The following is a 14,063-nucleotide window of genomic DNA, read 5'->3' as shown; positions in this document are numbered from 1 at the left end:
ACTCAGACGGCATTCTAGCCCATAATTTTTGTTACTAACAGGCTTTGCTTGAATTGTTATCGGGCATGTGCAGTGATTTGTGGTACAGATAACTGGGCATCTATCGAACAGTTTGGCAAAGCCAAGAAAACATTCTATGCTTGGTGCGTCTGTCTCGGCAAGTAGAAGGCTATACGCCATTTGCATCCTCTCTCTCGTTGCCCTAGCATAGGTTTATCCATCTTTCGCGTAAAACCTCGTCCTTCAGGGCGAGGATGCAGAGCGAGGGCAGCATCGCTGCGCCTCTTCCGTTTGTCGGCTGAAACCCGCATTTACGGTGGATTCAGGCACACAAGGCAGAGATTTTAACCTATCCTTCATCTCATGCAACGACGCCAAGCCTTTAAATACGAACTGAAGCCCACCGGCGAGCAACAGCGCAACCTACGCCGCTACGCGGGATCGTGCCGCTTTGTTTACAACAAGGCGTTAGCGTTGCAACAAGCCAACCATGCAGCGGGTGAAAAGTTCATCGGTTACGTGGCCATGGCAGCCAAGCTGCCCGTTTGGAAACGCGAAGCGGGGCAGGCGTGGCTAAAAGATTCCCCCTCACAGGCGTTGCAGCACGCCCTGAAGGACTTGGACAAGGCCTACCAAAACTTCTTTGCCAAACGTGCCGATTTTCCTCGCTTCAAACGTAAGGGCAACGGTGACCGTTTCCGCTACCCCGACCCCAAACAAATTAAGCTCGACCCAGCCAACAACCGCCTTTTTCTGCCCAAACTAGGCTGGATACGCTACCGTAACAGCCGCGAGGTGTTGGGTGAATTACGCAATGTCACCGTGTCCGGCAAGGGCGGTAAATGGTTTGTCAGCATCCAAACCCAACGGGAAGTGGAGCAGCCAACACCCACCGCCACCACGAGCATCGGCATCGACTTGGGCATCGCCCGTTTTGCCACGTTCTCGGATGGCAGCTACATTGCCCCGCTCAACAGCTTCAAGACAACACAAGCCAAGCTTGCCAAATACCAACGGCGCATGGCGCATAAACAAAAGTTCAGCAACAATTGGAAAAAGGCGAAAGCCCGCGTCCAAAAACTTCACGCGCAAATCGCCCATACCCGCCGCGATTTCTTGCACAAAGCGACGACCACGCTCAGCCAAAACCACGCGGTAGTGTTCGTCGAAGACTTGCAGGTACGCAATATGAGCCAATCAGCGGCAGGCACGGTAGAAAACCCCGGCAAGAACGTAGCGGCAAAGTCGGGCTTAAACAAAGCCATCCTTGACCAAGGGTGGGGGGAATTCCGGCGGCAGTTGGACTACAAGACGGCATGGAAGGGCGGAATGCTGTTTGCGGTGCCGCCGCAGTACACCAGCCAAACCTGCCCCGGTTGCGGGCATGTGTCGGCGGATAACCGCCAGAGCCAAGCGGTGTTTGCGTGTGTGGAATGTGGCTACGAAAATAACGCCGATGTGGTCGGCGCGATCAATGTCAAAGAGCGGGGACACCGCTTGTTAGCCTGTGGAGATGGGGCATTACGCCTCTCGATGAAGCAGGAACTCGCCGAAGTCAGTCAGCTATCTAGCTGAATGCAGTAGGAATCCCCTTCCTTCAGGGAGGGGAGGATGTCAAGTATATGCTAAACTAGGAGGTCAACATGCAAGCTGAACGTCACGTCCGCCTGTTTCGTAACGGGCGTAATCAAGCCATCCACATTCCTCGTGAATTTGAATTGGCAGGGAATGAGGCGATTATTCGCCGTGAAGGTAATCGTTTGATCATCGAAGCCTTGCAACGCCCCTCATTGCTCGCTTTTCTAGCTGCCTGCGTACCATCAGATGTGGATTTTCCCGACATAGATAATCTACCACCGTTGGATGATGTGGTATTTTAAAAAATGACAAATTATCGCTACCTGCTCGACACCAATATCATTTCCAATCTGTTCCGCGAACCTCAAGGCAACGTTTACCAACATTTGCAGCGTGTTGGTGAGAATACGGTTTGTACCAGTATTGTGGTCGCCGCTGAGTTGCGTTTTGGGGCAAAAAACGTAATTCCCCGATTCTGAGCGCGTGGGTGGAGCAAATACTTTCCACCATCGACATACTGCCGTTTGATGCCCCAGCAGATCATGCCTATGCAGACATCCGCGCCTACCTTGAGGGGACAGGACAAATTATCGGCTCTAATGATTTGTTGATCGCTGCCCACGCTCTGCATTTGGGATTAGTTGCTGTGACTGATAATACTGATGAGTTTAAACGTGTGCCGGGCTTGGTGGTGGAAAACTGGTTGTTGCCATAATAGTTAGCCGCTTATTTGAGCAATGCCTGCAATGCCTTCAACTGTTGGCTAGCCTCTCTTGCTGCTTTGGAATCCGCTAACGGTGCGAGAATGGTTTGCCATTCTTTCAAATCCACGTCAGTGATTTCGTCCGGCTGGTTTTTCCACTCTTTCCTGATGTAGGCCAAGCTGTCGTTGACGTGCTGCAAAGCCGTTTCGACATGCTTGCCCTTGGGGTAACGCTTGAGGTATTCGCCTTCCATCATCTGGCTGCGCCCCGACATGCAACTGATGAAACCTTCGCATTCACCCCCGACAAACGCATTGGCTGCTTGCCACGCAATGGCATCGCCGCTGGCATCCCGTTTGTGGCGGTCGGCGAGTTTCCAGTAATTGCGCGGGTTGACGAGGTATTCAGCGCTTGGCTCCGTGTAAAACACATGCTTGCCGAGCTGTTTTAGCCATGCGGCGTAAGGGGCTTTGCTAGCCTTATCTGGTGGGATTTTGAAGAGCGAAATTTGCACCGCCCGCCAGTAGGCCAGTTCCAGTTCACCCTGGACTTCGGGATTCTTGCTGGCGGCTGCGGCGCGGTTTGCAAACTGGCTGACTTCCACAGCATCAGCAAAGTCTAGTGGCGACTGGTTTTCGTGGTCGCTGCCATAGAGGCCGCCGTATACTTTGTCTGCCGCGCCCAGTTTTTCACGTATCAGGGTAAGGCGGGCAGCATCAGCTTTGGCAGAGTCGAAATTGCGTAACAATCCGCCGAATACCCAACCCTTGGGCGGCGTGTCTAGCCGATACCAATAGTCAGACTGACTGCCGATTTTGGCCTTGGTCGCGGTGCGTTGGGTGGCGGTGAAATTTGTCCCCAGCGAGAGCTTGCCTGTTTCGGCAGCGCTGGTAGCGGGCGTGGCGCGTACTCTGACACCCGTACCAATCGTGATCTTGTCAGCTTTTTCTGCCACGTAAGTATCAGCGGCGACGGCGCTTGTCCATAACAGCATGGAAAGCGTGGTAAGCAAGAGGGGGATGGTTAGTTTGCGTAACATGGTGTATTCCCTCAGTCAGCTAAACGTCAACAATAACATAATGCGCCAGTTGTACGGCAGATAACCCAATCGCGACATAGCTAGGTTTTGCCGCTTATGATAACTTACCCGGTTTTTACGATCTTCGACGTAGGAGCGCGGTAACGTGAAATTCAGCGAATACAACTGGAACGCCATGCCGGATAAAGCCGGGCATTTTGGCGCATACGGCGGGCGTTTCGTCGCAGAAACGCTGATGGAGCCGATCTACGAACTCGAACAAGCCTACGAAAAGCTCAAAAACGACCCTGCTTTCCAGGCCGAATTCGACCGTGACCTCAAATATTATGTCGGTCGCCCCAGCCCGCTGTATCTGGCGGAACGCTGGACGCGCGAACTTGGCGGTGCAAAAATCTACCTCAAGCGCGAAGACCTGAACCACACCGGCGCACACAAGATCAACAACACCATCGGTCAAGCGCTGCTCGCCAAATTCATGGGCAAGACGCGCATCATCGCTGAAACCGGCGCAGGCCAGCACGGGGTTGCTTCCGCCACCATCGCCGCCCGCCTCGGTTTGGAATGCATCGTGTACATGGGCGCAGAAGACGTGCAACGCCAAGCCCCCAATGTATTCCGCATGAAATTGCTGGGTGCAACCGTTGTGCCAGTAACGTCCGGCTCGAAAACCCTCAAAGACGCGCTCAACGAAGCGATGCGTGACTGGGTAACGAATGTCGATGACACGTTCTATATCATCGGCACGGTGGCAGGCCCTCACCCATACCCTGCAATGGTACGCGATTTCCAATCGGTGATCGGTCGTGAAGCCCGCGAACAGATTCTGGAACAGGAAGGTCGTTTGCCGGATGCGCTGGTGGCTTGCGTCGGCGGTGGTTCTAACGCCATTGGTTTGTTCCACCCCTTCCTTGCGGATGAATCGGTGGCGATTTATGGCGTAGAGGCTGGTGGTGATGGCATCGACACTGGCAAACACGCAGCGCCACTGTGTGCAGGCAAGCCCGGTGTTTTGCACGGCAATCGTACTTATTTAATGGAAGATACCAACGGGCAAATCATTGAAACCCATTCCATTTCTGCGGGTTTGGATTACCCCGGTGTAGGCCCCGAACACGCTTGGTTGAAAGACATCGGTCGTGCCAATTACGTTTCCGTGACGGATGCCGAAGCCATGCAAGGTTTCCACGCCCTGACCCGTATCGAAGGCATTATTCCCGCGTTAGAAAGCAGCCATGCGCTGGCTTACGCGATGAAACTTGCGCCGACCATGAGTAAAGACCAAAGTATCATCATTAATCTATCCGGGCGCGGGGACAAAGACATCAACACCATTGCACGTCTAGAGGGGATGACGCTATGAGTCGCATCGCCGCTTGTTTCGCCGCCTTGAAAGCACAGGGCAAAACCGCATTGATCCCCTACGTTACCGCTGGCGATCCGCACCCGTCGCTCACCGTGCCACTCATGCACCGCATGGTCGAGGCCGGAGCCAATATCATTGAACTTGGCGTGCCGTTTTCCGACCCAATGGCGGATGGCCCCACTATCCAGCAAGCGCACGAACGTGCGTTGAAACATAACGTTAGCCTGCACGATATTCTCGGCATGGTGGCTAAATTCCGCAAGACCAACCAGACCACGCCCGTGGTACTGATGGGGTACTTGAACCCGATCGAAATCATGGGTTACGCCGAGTTCGCTAAGGCTGCGGAAGCTGCTGGTGTCGATGGTGCGCTGACCGTGGATTTGCCGCCGGAAGAGGGCATGGGTGTGCTGCCGTTGTTCCGTGAACACGGTATTGACCCGATTTTCCTGTTGTCACCCACTACGCCAGAACGCCGTATTGCTACAGTGGCGCAAGCAGGCGGTGGTTTCATTTACTACGTTTCACTGAAAGGTGTGACGGGTGCGAGCACGCTGGATGTTGGGCAAGTGGCCAGCCATATCGCCAAAATCCGCACGCATACCGACCTGCCATTGGGCGTTGGTTTCGGCATCAAGGATGCTGCGACGGCTGCGGCTGTCGCCAAAACGGCTGATGCGGTGGTGGTGGGTAGTGCCGTTATCAAATTGATCGAAGCGACACTGGATGATCATGCTGCTATCATGAACAACATCAGTGAGTTGCTGACTTCCATGCGCACTGCAATGGATGCCTGAATACGCTAGGGGTAAACACACAAAATGAGCTGGTTTGAAAAACTGCGTCTGCCATCCCGCATCCGCACCGATGCGAGCAATACCGAAAAAAAATCTATCCCGGAAGGCTTGTGGCACCAATGCCCCGCTTGTCAGGCTGTGCTGTACCGGGCGGAGCTGGAACGCAATTTGGACGTTTGCCCCAAGTGCAACCACCACATGCGCCTGTCCGGGCGGCGACGGCTGGATGTGTTTCTGGATGCTGACGACCGTGAGGAAATCGGTGCGAATGTTGCCCCGACCGATATGCTGAAATTCCGCGATACCAAAAAATACAAAGACCGTTTGGCGGCCGCGCAAAAAGACACGGGCGAAAAAGATGCGCTGATCGTGATGAAAGGCGCTGTCTTGGGTGTGCCCTTGGTGGCGGCGGCGTTTGATTTTCGTTTCATGGGTGGCTCGATGGGCTCAGTGGTTGGGGAACGTTTTGTGCGCGGTGCGGAAGCGGCCATGCTCAACAAGATTCCTTTCATTTGCTTTGCGGCGAGTGGTGGGGCGCGGATGCAGGAAGCTTTGTTCTCGTTGATGCAAATGTCCAAGACCAGCGCGGTGTTGACCCGTTTGAGTGATAAGGGCTTGCCATTTATTTCGGTGCTGACTGACCCGACGATGGGCGGGGTTTCGGCAAGTTTTGCGATGTTGGGCGATATTCATATCGGTGAACCCAAGGCACTGATCGGTTTCGCTGGCCCGCGAGTCATTGAGCAGACCGTGCGTGAGAAACTGCCAGAAGGTTTCCAGCGCAGTGAATTCCTGCAAGAAAAAGGCGCGATTGATATGATTGTGCACCGCACGGATATGCGCGAAACCGTCGCGGATCTGGTGTCCATTATGCAGCATAAGCCTAGCCCTATTCAGCATACTGCTGTGCCGGATGCTGCTTGAAAACGCTGGATGACTGGCTGCGCTGGCAGGAATATCAGTTCCTGCTCAGTATCAAGCTGGGGTTGGAGCGCATCCGTACCGTGGCGGAGCGGATGGATTTGCTCCAGTTGCCGGTTCCGGTCATGACGGTGGGCGGGACTAATGGCAAGGGTTCTACCTGCGCCATGCTCACCCGGATTCTGACCTTGCAGGGTTATCGGGTGGGAACCTATACCTCGCCACATTTGCTGCGTTACAACGAACGCATTGCCATTGATGCTGAACCTGCCAGTGATGCGATGATTTGTCAGGCATTTGCGGCGATTGACAAGGCGCGTGACGGCATTGATCTGACCTATTTTGAGTTTGGTACTTTGGCGGCAGTGTGGTGTTTCCTGCAAGCCAAGGTGGATGTGATTGTGCTGGAGGTTGGCCTCGGTGGGCGGCTGGATGCTTGTAACCTGTGGGATGCTGATGTTGCGATTATTACCAGTATTGGTATCGACCATGAGGATTGGTTAGGCAGCACCCGCAAAGCCATCGGGCGCGAAAAGGCAGGTATCATGCGGGTAGGTAAGCCGGTGATCAGTGGCGACCCGCAGCCACCGGCCATTCTTGCTAGCGAAGCGGCTCGTATTGGTGCTCGTTTGTTGCAGTACGGTCAGGATTTCAGCGCGGAAGGTGTGCCGCAGCCTGCTTTGCTGGGGGATGTGCAGCAACAGAATGCGGCTTGCGTAGTGACTGCCTTGCAACAGTTGCGAGAGGTGCTGCCGGTTAGCCCGGCTGCCATTGCTGAAGGCTTGCGCACTGTGAGCCTCACGGGGCGGATGCAGCGGGTGCATAAACAGCCGGAAGTTATCCTTGATGTTGCTCATAATCCCCATGCCGCAAAAGAATTGGCATTATGGTTGAAAAAAAATCCCGTTGCAGGCAAAACATTTGCAATTTTTTCTATACTTGCAGATAAGGATATTGCCGGGGTGCTGGAAATAATGGCAACTCAGGTGGATGAGTGGCATTTGGTTCCCTTGTCGGGGAGTCGGGCTGCGAGTTGCGACGTGCTTGTGGAGAAAATACAAGCGTGTCATGTGCAGGTGCCTGTCCATATCCACCCTGATTTTCAAGCTGCGTGGAGTGCTGTCTACTTAAGCGCAGAAAAACAGGACAGAGTAGTTGCATTCGGTTCTTTTCTGGTAGTATCCGGTATGCTGGAAGTTTTCGTTCCATAACGGGGCTGAGTCAGTAAACAGCGCGAATCAATAGTTTTTGAGTGTCATATTTAAAGGAGCAGTGAATCACATGGATAATAAGGCCACAACCAAACGTATGATTGGCGCGGTAGTGCTAGTACTGGTTGCTGCGTTACTGTTGGCATGGTTGCTGAAAGGCAAAAACCGTGACGGCCAACAAGACATGGCGATGAATCAGGCTGGCGAGACCAAGCCTATTTTGGGTTTCCCCGGTGTGGGTGACGATGGGCAGAAGCCAAGCATTGTGGGTGATGACCCGAATGCAGCAGCCCAGCAAGCGGCAGGTATTGATGTTGCTCAACAGCAACAAGGTGCTACTGACGCAGGTCAGGCTGCAACGGGCAATAGTCTGATTCCTGGGGTTGAGGTGAAGCTGCCGGAAACGGTTGCCAATACTACTGGCTTTGATGTGCGCCCTGTTGGTGCGGGCGGTGAAGTTCGTGATCTGGTTGATACTGACGGCAAAGTGAAAGATGGCAAAGGTAGTATGGGTACTGGTGATGCAACGGCCAGCAATACTAAATCTGGCACTGATAGTGCAGATCAGGCACAACAGGTTGCTACGCAGGCTCCAGCGACTGAAAGCAAAAGCAGTGCGGCTTCTTCTGCTTCCCAGCAAGATAAAGTGTCAACCAAAGACGCAGCACCTGTTGAAAAGAAAACAAGCTCCAGAGTCGTGCTGGTAAATGAAAAGCCAGTGCCTAGAGCCACTTCAGAAGATAGCGCCAAGGCTGCTGCTGCCAAAGTAGCGGCTGCTAAGAAAGCGGCTGAAGATAAAGCTGCGGCGGAGGCTAAAGCGGCTGCCGAGAAAGCGGCGGCTGCCAAGTCTGTAGCATTAGCGAATGCAGGTGCTGGCGGTTTTGTGGTTCAGGTTATGGCGAGTTCCGACAAAGCTAGTGCTGATGGGGTTGCTGCTCCCCTCAAGGCTGATGGTTATGATGTTGCGGTAGTGCCTGCGACAGTAAGTGGCAAGGCTATCTATCGGGTGAATGTGGGTGGTTTTGCCGACCGCGCTGCGGCTGATGCGGCGCAGGCGAAGATGAAAGCACGCTATACGCAGAATCAAGCCATCCAGAGTAGCTTCGTAACCAGCAGCAAGTAATCCATGACAGCAGATATTCTGGATCTCAGTATTATTGTCCTGATTGTCTTGTCAGCCATTATTGGTCTGGTTCGCGGGTTTGTCAGGGAAGCCCTTTCCCTAGTAACTTGGCTGGCAGCGTTGGCGTTTGCCTTTCTGTACTACAATGACCTAGCGGTACATGTGCCGTTTGCAGTGCAGGGCAAGATTGGGCAGGTAGTCATTGCCTTTGTGGTCATCTTCCTTGGGGTACTGATTGTTGGCTCGATCATTAATCACTTGTTGAGCGCTGCGGTATCTTCCGTGGGGCTTGGCGGGGTGGATTACTTGTTGGGTGGAGCCTTTGGTATTCTGCGGGGTGGCTTGATTGTTAGCTTGTTGGTATTACTGTTTAGTGCTGTGGGAAACTTTTCCAAGGATGCGTGGTGGAAAGATTCGCGGTTGATGCCGTGGTTCGAGGAAACCGCTGGCGTGCTCAAGGAAATGATTCCTAACAAACTCCCGGAAGATTTCCCCGGTATTTTTTCCAGCAAACCCTGAAAGCAGGGGAATGCGGGGGTAATCATCCGTTAATCAAGGCAGCCATGTACGTATCGTGCATGGCTGTTTTGTTTTGAGGGGGTTAGAATATGACGTTTTCGTTTCACCGGAAGGCTTGTTATGTGCGGAGTTATCGGGATTATTGGCCATGAACCTGTTAATCAGGGGCTTTATGATGGTCTGACGGTTTTACAACATCGTGGGCAGGATGCTGCGGGTATCGTCACCAGCGATGGCCGGAAACTTTACCTGCGCCGTGATAACGGTTTGGTTAAAGATGCATTCACGGAACGCCACATGGCTATGCTGAAAGGCAATATGGGCATTGGGCATGTGCGTTACCCTACTGCGGGTTCTTCTTCTTCTGCTGAAGCCCAGCCTTTTTATGTGAACAGCCCTTACGGGATTTCTTTGGCGCACAATGGCAATCTGACCAATGCGCATGTGTTAAAGAAAGAGCTGTATCAACAGGATCGCCGTCAAATCAACACCGAATCTGATTCTGAAATCTTGTTGAATATTTTTGCGCAGGAATTACTGCGACAGGATGCTTTACATGTGCGCCCTGAAGACATCTTCTCAGCGGTGGAAGGGGTGCATCGGCGTTGTAAAGGTGCGTATGCGGTGGTAGCGATGTTGACCCGTGATGGTTTGGTGGGTTTCCGTGATCCGCATGGTATCCGCCCTTTGGTTTATGGAGTGCGTGAAACTCCAGCGGGCAAGGAGTTCATGCTGGCTTCTGAAAGTGTGGCGCTGGATGTGCAGGGTTATCGCTTGGTGCGTGACATCGAGCCGGGTGAAGCGATTTTCATCCGCCCGGACGGCCAAGTATTTACCCGCCAATGCGCGAAAAATCCGCGTTACAGCACCTGTATTTTTGAGTACGTGTATTTTGCCCGCCCTGATTCCATCATTGATAATGTCTTCGTCCACAAGGCGCGGATGCGGATGGGGCGCAAAATGGCTGAGTACGTGATGCGTGAATGGCCAGATAATGACATTGACGTAGTGATCCCGATTCCTGATACCAGCCGTACTTCGGCGCTGGAAATGGCGTATACCTTGGGTGTGCCTTATCGGGAAGGCTTTATCAAAAACCGCTATATCGGGCGTACTTTTATCATGCCGGGGCAGGCCAAGCGCAAAAAATCAGTGCGTCAGAAACTGAATTCACTGGCGTTGGAGTTCAAGGGCAAAAACGTGATGCTGGTGGATGATTCCATTGTGCGTGGCACGACGTCTGGCGAAATTGTGCAAATGGCACGTGATGCCGGGGCGAATAAGGTGTATTTTGCGTCCGCTTCACCGCCTATCAAGTTTCCCAACATTTACGGGATAGACATGCCCGCTGCCAAGGAACTTATTGCGCACGGGCGTACCGAAGAAGAAGTGGCAAAAGCCATCGGCGTTGACCGTTTGGTGTATTTGCCCCTCGAAGACCTGATTGAGGCGGTGAGTAAGGGCAACCCGCGCTTGAAGGATTTTGATTGTTCTGTTTTCACCGGCAACTACGCCACGGGGGAAAACGGCGACTATTTTGCTGAATTAGAGGCTTTACGTAATGACGAACAACAAACACAACGTGAAAAAAATATGGCTGCCATTGATATTTGCAACAGCGATTCATAGCGGGGCGGTGATGGCTGAAGATTTTCCTATGCCACCCCTTAATTCATTGCCTCAGGCTGCTGCGGTTGAACAGGGGAAGGCGTCTGTTGATTTTATTGTGCAGGATTTGCAACGCCGTTTTCCCGGCTATTCAACCGAACGCGTGTTGCTGGTTGATGGCATCAAGCAGAAAATGGAGTTGATCGAAAACGGTCAGGTCAGCCAGACATGGGTTATTTCTGTTGCGCAGAAGGGGCTGGGGAGCCGCAAGGGCAGCGAGCAAACCCCTACCGGCGTGCATCGTATCGCACAGAAAATTGGTGCTGGTGCGGAGCGGGGTACTATTTTCAAGGCACGTCAGAATACCGGGCGGATTGCCGAGATTCTTACTGGCGCGGATGAGCGCAGTACCGGGGATAATGTCACCACGCGTATCTTATGGCTGGCGGGCATGGAACCGAATGTCAACAAGGGTGGCAATGTCGATTCTTATGAACGCTACATCTATATCCACGGTACGGATGAGGAAGGGCGTTTGGGGCAGGGTGCATCTCACGGTTGTATCCGCATGAAGAATCAGGATGTGATCGACTTGTTTGACCTAGTATCTGAGGATACGCTGGTTGTGATTACCCCCAATTAACGCAGGACATAAACCTTGAACGAAAGCGACTGGGATTTTGCCACGCTGGCTATTCGTGCCGGGCATGAGCGCACCAATGAAGGTGAACATTCGGAGGCGATTTTTCCGACCTCCAGCTTTGTATTCGGCAGTGCGGCGGAAGCGGCAGCGCGGTTTGGTGGGCAAGAGCCGGGCAATATTTACGCCCGTTTTACTAACCCGACCGTGCGTTATTTTCAGGAGCGGCTAGCCGCGCTGGAAGGTGGCGAAAGCTGTGTGGCAACCTCGTCTGGCATGTCCGCTATTTTGGCGGTGATGCTGGGGTTGTTGAAGGCGGGGGATCACGTGGTGTGTTCCCGCGCTGTGTTTGGCACGACCACGCTGCTATTGCAAAATATTATTGGTAAATTCGGGGTGGCATTTAGCTTCGTCGATTTGACGAATATGGCAGCGTGGGAAGCCGCATTACAGCCGCATACGCGCTTATTGTTTGTGGAAACGCCTGCGAATCCGTTGACAGAGATTGTCGATATTCGTGCATTGGCTGATTTAGCGCATCGTAATAGCAGTCTGTTGGTGGTCGATAATTGTTTTTGTACACCTGCGTTGCAGCGTCCGCTGGCGTTGGGGGCAGATATCGTGGTGCATTCTGCTACCAAATATTTGGATGGACAGGGACGAGCGCTCGGCGGTGCAGTGGTCGGGGATAAGGAACGGGTCGGCAAGGATGTGTACGGCGTATTGCGCAATGGTGGCGTCACCATGAGTCCGTTCAATGCATGGATTTTCCTGAAAGGTCTGGAAACGCTGGATTTGCGTATGAAAGCGCATTGCGACAATGCCATGCAGCTTGCCCAGTGGCTGGCAGCGCACCCGGCGGTGGAACAGGTCTATTATCCGGGGCTGGCTTCCCACCCGCAGCACGCGCTGGCGCAACAACAGCAAAGCGGCTTTGGGGGGCTTGTATCCTTCGTGCTGAAAGGTGGGAAAGAGGCGGCATGGAAGGTAATAGATTACACCCAAATGCTGTCGATTACCGCGAACCTTGGCGATACTAAGACCACGATTACTCACCCGGCAACGACTACGCACGGTAGGCTGACGCCGGAGCAGAAGGCGCAGTCAGGGATTGCTGATGGTTTGGTGCGGGTATCCGTCGGGTTGGAAAGTATCCGCGACATCCAGCGTGATCTGGCGCGTGGTTTGGATAATCTCTAATCAGGTAGGCGGAATTCAGGAAGCTCGAATTCCCGCCTGACCTCATTCAATTCCACAAAGGTTTCGCGTTCGGCGGGAATTAATTGGAAGCGGTAGCCACCATCGCCGGGGTAAGGGTCGATGTGGTCACACTTGCCATCCATGATGGCACTGGGGATTTCCTCAAATGCCAAGCATTCCCGGTCTGGATTGTTTTCGAGAAAGTGCTGGCAGAAGACGCAGACGGGGGGAAGCACACAACTCATAATAGATATACCGACTACAGAAATTAACAGTCAGTGGTATTGTTGCCCTAATTCATGTACCGCGTCTACCAATACGCCGACATTTTCCGGCTTAATATGCTGGTGAATGCCATGCCCCAGATTAAACACATGCCCGGAGCCTTGCCCGTAACTCGCCAGAATAGCCGCAACGTGCTGACGGATGACATCCGGTGATGCATACAGCACGCAAGGATCCATATTGCCCTGAAGCGCTACTCTGTCACCGACGCGCTGGCGTGCTTCGCTGATATTGATCGTCCAGTCCAGTCCCAGTGCATCGCAGCCGGTATCCGCCATCGGTTCCAGCCATTGCGCCCCGCCCTTGGTGAACAGGATAACGGGTACTTTCTGACCATCATGCTCACGGGTTACGCCGTCCACGATTTTTTGCATGTAACGCAGTGAGAATTCGCGGTAAGTCGCAGGTGTTAGTGAGCCGCCCCAAGTATCAAAGATCATCGCAGCTTGTGCGCCTGCTGCAATCTGGGCATTCAGGTAGAGAATAATGCTGTCAGCGAGCTTGTCGAGCAGCAGATGCAGGGCTTTGGGGTTGTCATACAACATGCCCTTAACCTTGGCGAAGTCCTTGCTGGAACTGCCTTCCACCATGTAAGTGGCCAGTGTCCACGGGCTGCCGGTGAAACCGATCAACGGAACGCGCCCGTCAAGTTCGCGGCGGATGGTGCGAACCGCATTCATCACGTACTGCAATTCACCTTCGGGGTCGGGGATGCCGATCTTTTCAATATCCGCCATGCTTTGCACGGGGTTAGTGAAGCGTGGGCCTTCGCCTTCCGAAAAGTACAAGCCTAAACCCATTGCATCGGGGACGGTGAGGATGTCGGAAAACAGGATAGCCGCATCCAGCGCATAACGCTCCAGCGGTTGCAGGGTGACTTCGCAGGCGAGGTCGGCATTCTTGCACAAATCCATGAAGCTGCCAGCGCGGGCGCGGGTAGCACGGTATTCGGGCAGGTAGCGGCCTGCTTGACGCATAATCCACACGGGCGTGGTATCGACCGGCTGTTTCAGGAGTGCGCGTAAAAAACGATCGTTTTTGAGTTCTGTCATGTTGACACCCCTGAAAGAGTGAA

16 protein-coding genes are annotated in these 14,063 nt (G+C 53.4%); 13 read left to right on the top strand and 3 right to left on the bottom strand.

Annotated features, from left to right (window positions below; all coding sequences use genetic code 11):
• Window positions 1–363 precede the first annotated feature (363 nt).
• The 4 genes from J9253_RS11565 to J9253_RS21155 all read left to right on the top strand — a co-directional run bounded on the left by J9253_RS11565 (window position 364) and on the right by J9253_RS21155 (window position 2,293).
• Window positions 364–1,575 carry an RNA-guided endonuclease InsQ/TnpB family protein gene (locus tag J9253_RS11565; protein ID WP_210221136.1) on the top strand — a complete coding sequence of 404 codons (1,212 nt, stop codon included), beginning with the start codon at window positions 364–366 and terminating at the stop codon, window positions 1,573–1,575.
• Between the two features lie 68 nt (window positions 1,576–1,643).
• Complete coding sequence (locus tag J9253_RS11560) at window positions 1,644–1,880, top strand: antitoxin (RefSeq protein ID WP_210221135.1); 237 nt, start codon at window positions 1,644–1,646, stop codon at window positions 1,878–1,880.
• Window positions 1,881–1,883: 3 nt separating this feature from the next.
• Window positions 1,884–2,057, top strand: coding sequence for a PIN domain-containing protein (locus J9253_RS21160; protein ID WP_210221134.1), 174 nt, complete (start codon window positions 1,884–1,886; stop codon window positions 2,055–2,057).
• Between the two features lie 8 nt (window positions 2,058–2,065).
• Complete coding sequence (locus J9253_RS21155) at window positions 2,066–2,293, top strand: PIN domain-containing protein (protein WP_210221133.1); 228 nt, start codon at window positions 2,066–2,068, stop codon at window positions 2,291–2,293.
• Window positions 2,294–2,304: 11 nt separating this feature from the next.
• On the opposite strand, the gene J9253_RS11545 is transcribed toward J9253_RS21155, so the two are convergent.
• Window positions 2,305–3,321: an SH3 domain-containing protein gene (locus J9253_RS11545; RefSeq protein WP_210221132.1), complete on the bottom strand. Its 1,017-nt coding sequence runs from the start codon at window positions 3,319–3,321 to the stop codon at window positions 2,305–2,307.
• Between the two features lie 175 nt (window positions 3,322–3,496).
• Between J9253_RS11545 and trpB the strand changes: the two genes are divergently transcribed.
• The 9 genes from trpB to J9253_RS11500 all read left to right on the top strand — a co-directional run bounded on the left by trpB (window position 3,497) and on the right by J9253_RS11500 (window position 12,703).
• Window positions 3,497–4,681 (top strand): tryptophan synthase subunit beta, encoded by a 1,185-nt coding sequence (gene trpB / locus J9253_RS11540; RefSeq protein WP_210224609.1) that lies wholly within the window; start codon window positions 3,497–3,499, stop codon window positions 4,679–4,681.
• Window positions 4,678–5,481 (top strand): tryptophan synthase subunit alpha, encoded by an 804-nt coding sequence (trpA, locus tag J9253_RS11535; protein ID WP_210221131.1) that lies wholly within the window; start codon window positions 4,678–4,680, stop codon window positions 5,479–5,481. Before trpB ends, trpA begins: the two co-directional genes overlap by 4 nt.
• Before the next feature lie 24 nt (window positions 5,482–5,505).
• Window positions 5,506–6,405, top strand: a complete 900-nt coding sequence (gene accD, locus J9253_RS11530) for an acetyl-CoA carboxylase, carboxyltransferase subunit beta (RefSeq protein ID WP_210221130.1) — start codon at window positions 5,506–5,508, stop codon at window positions 6,403–6,405.
• Window positions 6,402–7,613: a bifunctional tetrahydrofolate synthase/dihydrofolate synthase gene (folC, locus tag J9253_RS11525; RefSeq protein WP_210221129.1), complete on the top strand. Its 1,212-nt coding sequence runs from the start codon at window positions 6,402–6,404 to the stop codon at window positions 7,611–7,613. The genes accD and folC overlap by 4 nt, the downstream gene beginning before the upstream one ends.
• 70 nt (window positions 7,614–7,683) lie before the next feature.
• Window positions 7,684–8,736, top strand: a complete 1,053-nt coding sequence (locus J9253_RS11520; protein WP_210221128.1) for an SPOR domain-containing protein — start codon at window positions 7,684–7,686, stop codon at window positions 8,734–8,736.
• Window positions 8,737–8,739: 3 nt separating this feature from the next.
• On the top strand, window positions 8,740–9,255 hold the full coding sequence (locus J9253_RS11515) for a CvpA family protein (RefSeq protein WP_210221127.1): 516 nt from the start codon (window positions 8,740–8,742) through the stop codon (window positions 9,253–9,255).
• Window positions 9,256–9,375: 120 nt separating this feature from the next.
• On the top strand, window positions 9,376–10,884 hold the full coding sequence (gene purF, locus J9253_RS11510; protein ID WP_210221126.1) for an amidophosphoribosyltransferase: 1,509 nt from the start codon (window positions 9,376–9,378) through the stop codon (window positions 10,882–10,884).
• Window positions 10,817–11,506: a L,D-transpeptidase gene (locus J9253_RS11505; protein WP_228291362.1), complete on the top strand. Its 690-nt coding sequence runs from the start codon at window positions 10,817–10,819 to the stop codon at window positions 11,504–11,506. Before purF ends, J9253_RS11505 begins: the two co-directional genes overlap by 68 nt.
• A 15-nt stretch (window positions 11,507–11,521) precedes the next feature.
• Window positions 11,522–12,703: an O-succinylhomoserine sulfhydrylase gene (locus tag J9253_RS11500; RefSeq protein WP_210221124.1), complete on the top strand. Its 1,182-nt coding sequence runs from the start codon at window positions 11,522–11,524 to the stop codon at window positions 12,701–12,703.
• On the opposite strand, the gene J9253_RS11495 is transcribed toward J9253_RS11500, so the two are convergent.
• Together J9253_RS11495 and hemE are read right to left on the bottom strand one after the other, a co-directional pair.
• The gene (locus tag J9253_RS11495) at window positions 12,700–12,948 is read right to left on the bottom strand and encodes a hypothetical protein (protein WP_210221123.1); all 249 of its coding nucleotides are present in this window, start codon (window positions 12,946–12,948) and stop codon (window positions 12,700–12,702) included. The genes J9253_RS11500 and J9253_RS11495 overlap by 4 nt on opposite strands.
• Before the next feature lie 30 nt (window positions 12,949–12,978).
• Complete coding sequence (hemE, locus tag J9253_RS11490; RefSeq protein ID WP_210221122.1) at window positions 12,979–14,040, bottom strand: uroporphyrinogen decarboxylase; 1,062 nt, start codon at window positions 14,038–14,040, stop codon at window positions 12,979–12,981.
• Window positions 14,041–14,063: the final 23 nt, after the last annotated feature.

It is taken from the genome of Thiothrix litoralis (assembly GCF_017901135.1).
Taxonomy (GTDB): Bacteria; Pseudomonadota; Gammaproteobacteria; order Thiotrichales; family Thiotrichaceae; genus Thiothrix; species Thiothrix litoralis.
The sequence above is the reverse complement of the archived record's forward strand: the minus strand, read 5'-3'. Positions and strand labels throughout refer to the sequence as shown.

Excerpts from the sequence above, each read along its gene's own strand:
- hemE (WP_210221122.1), bottom strand. The coding sequence starts at position 14,040 with ATGACAGAACTCAAAAACGATCGTTTTTTACGCGCACTCCTGAAACAG.
- trpB (WP_210224609.1), top strand. The coding sequence starts at position 3,497 with ATGCCGGATAAAGCCGGGCATTTTGGCGCATACGGCGGGCGTTTCGTC.
- accD (WP_210221130.1), top strand. The coding sequence starts at position 5,506 with ATGAGCTGGTTTGAAAAACTGCGTCTGCCATCCCGCATCCGCACCGAT.
- purF (WP_210221126.1), top strand. The coding sequence starts at position 9,376 with ATGTGCGGAGTTATCGGGATTATTGGCCATGAACCTGTTAATCAGGGG.
- J9253_RS11545 (WP_210221132.1), bottom strand. The coding sequence starts at position 3,321 with ATGTTACGCAAACTAACCATCCCCCTCTTGCTTACCACGCTTTCCATG.
- J9253_RS11560 (WP_210221135.1), top strand. The coding sequence starts at position 1,644 with ATGCAAGCTGAACGTCACGTCCGCCTGTTTCGTAACGGGCGTAATCAA.
- J9253_RS11520 (WP_210221128.1), top strand. The coding sequence starts at position 7,684 with ATGGATAATAAGGCCACAACCAAACGTATGATTGGCGCGGTAGTGCTA.
- J9253_RS11565 (WP_210221136.1), top strand. The coding sequence starts at position 364 with ATGCAACGACGCCAAGCCTTTAAATACGAACTGAAGCCCACCGGCGAG.
- J9253_RS11515 (WP_210221127.1), top strand. The coding sequence starts at position 8,740 with ATGACAGCAGATATTCTGGATCTCAGTATTATTGTCCTGATTGTCTTG.
- trpA (WP_210221131.1), top strand. The coding sequence starts at position 4,678 with ATGAGTCGCATCGCCGCTTGTTTCGCCGCCTTGAAAGCACAGGGCAAA.
- J9253_RS11505 (WP_228291362.1), top strand. The coding sequence starts at position 10,817 with ATGACGAACAACAAACACAACGTGAAAAAAATATGGCTGCCATTGATA.
- J9253_RS21160 (WP_210221134.1), top strand. The coding sequence starts at position 1,884 with ATGACAAATTATCGCTACCTGCTCGACACCAATATCATTTCCAATCTG.
- J9253_RS11495 (WP_210221123.1), bottom strand. The coding sequence starts at position 12,948 with ATGAGTTGTGTGCTTCCCCCCGTCTGCGTCTTCTGCCAGCACTTTCTC.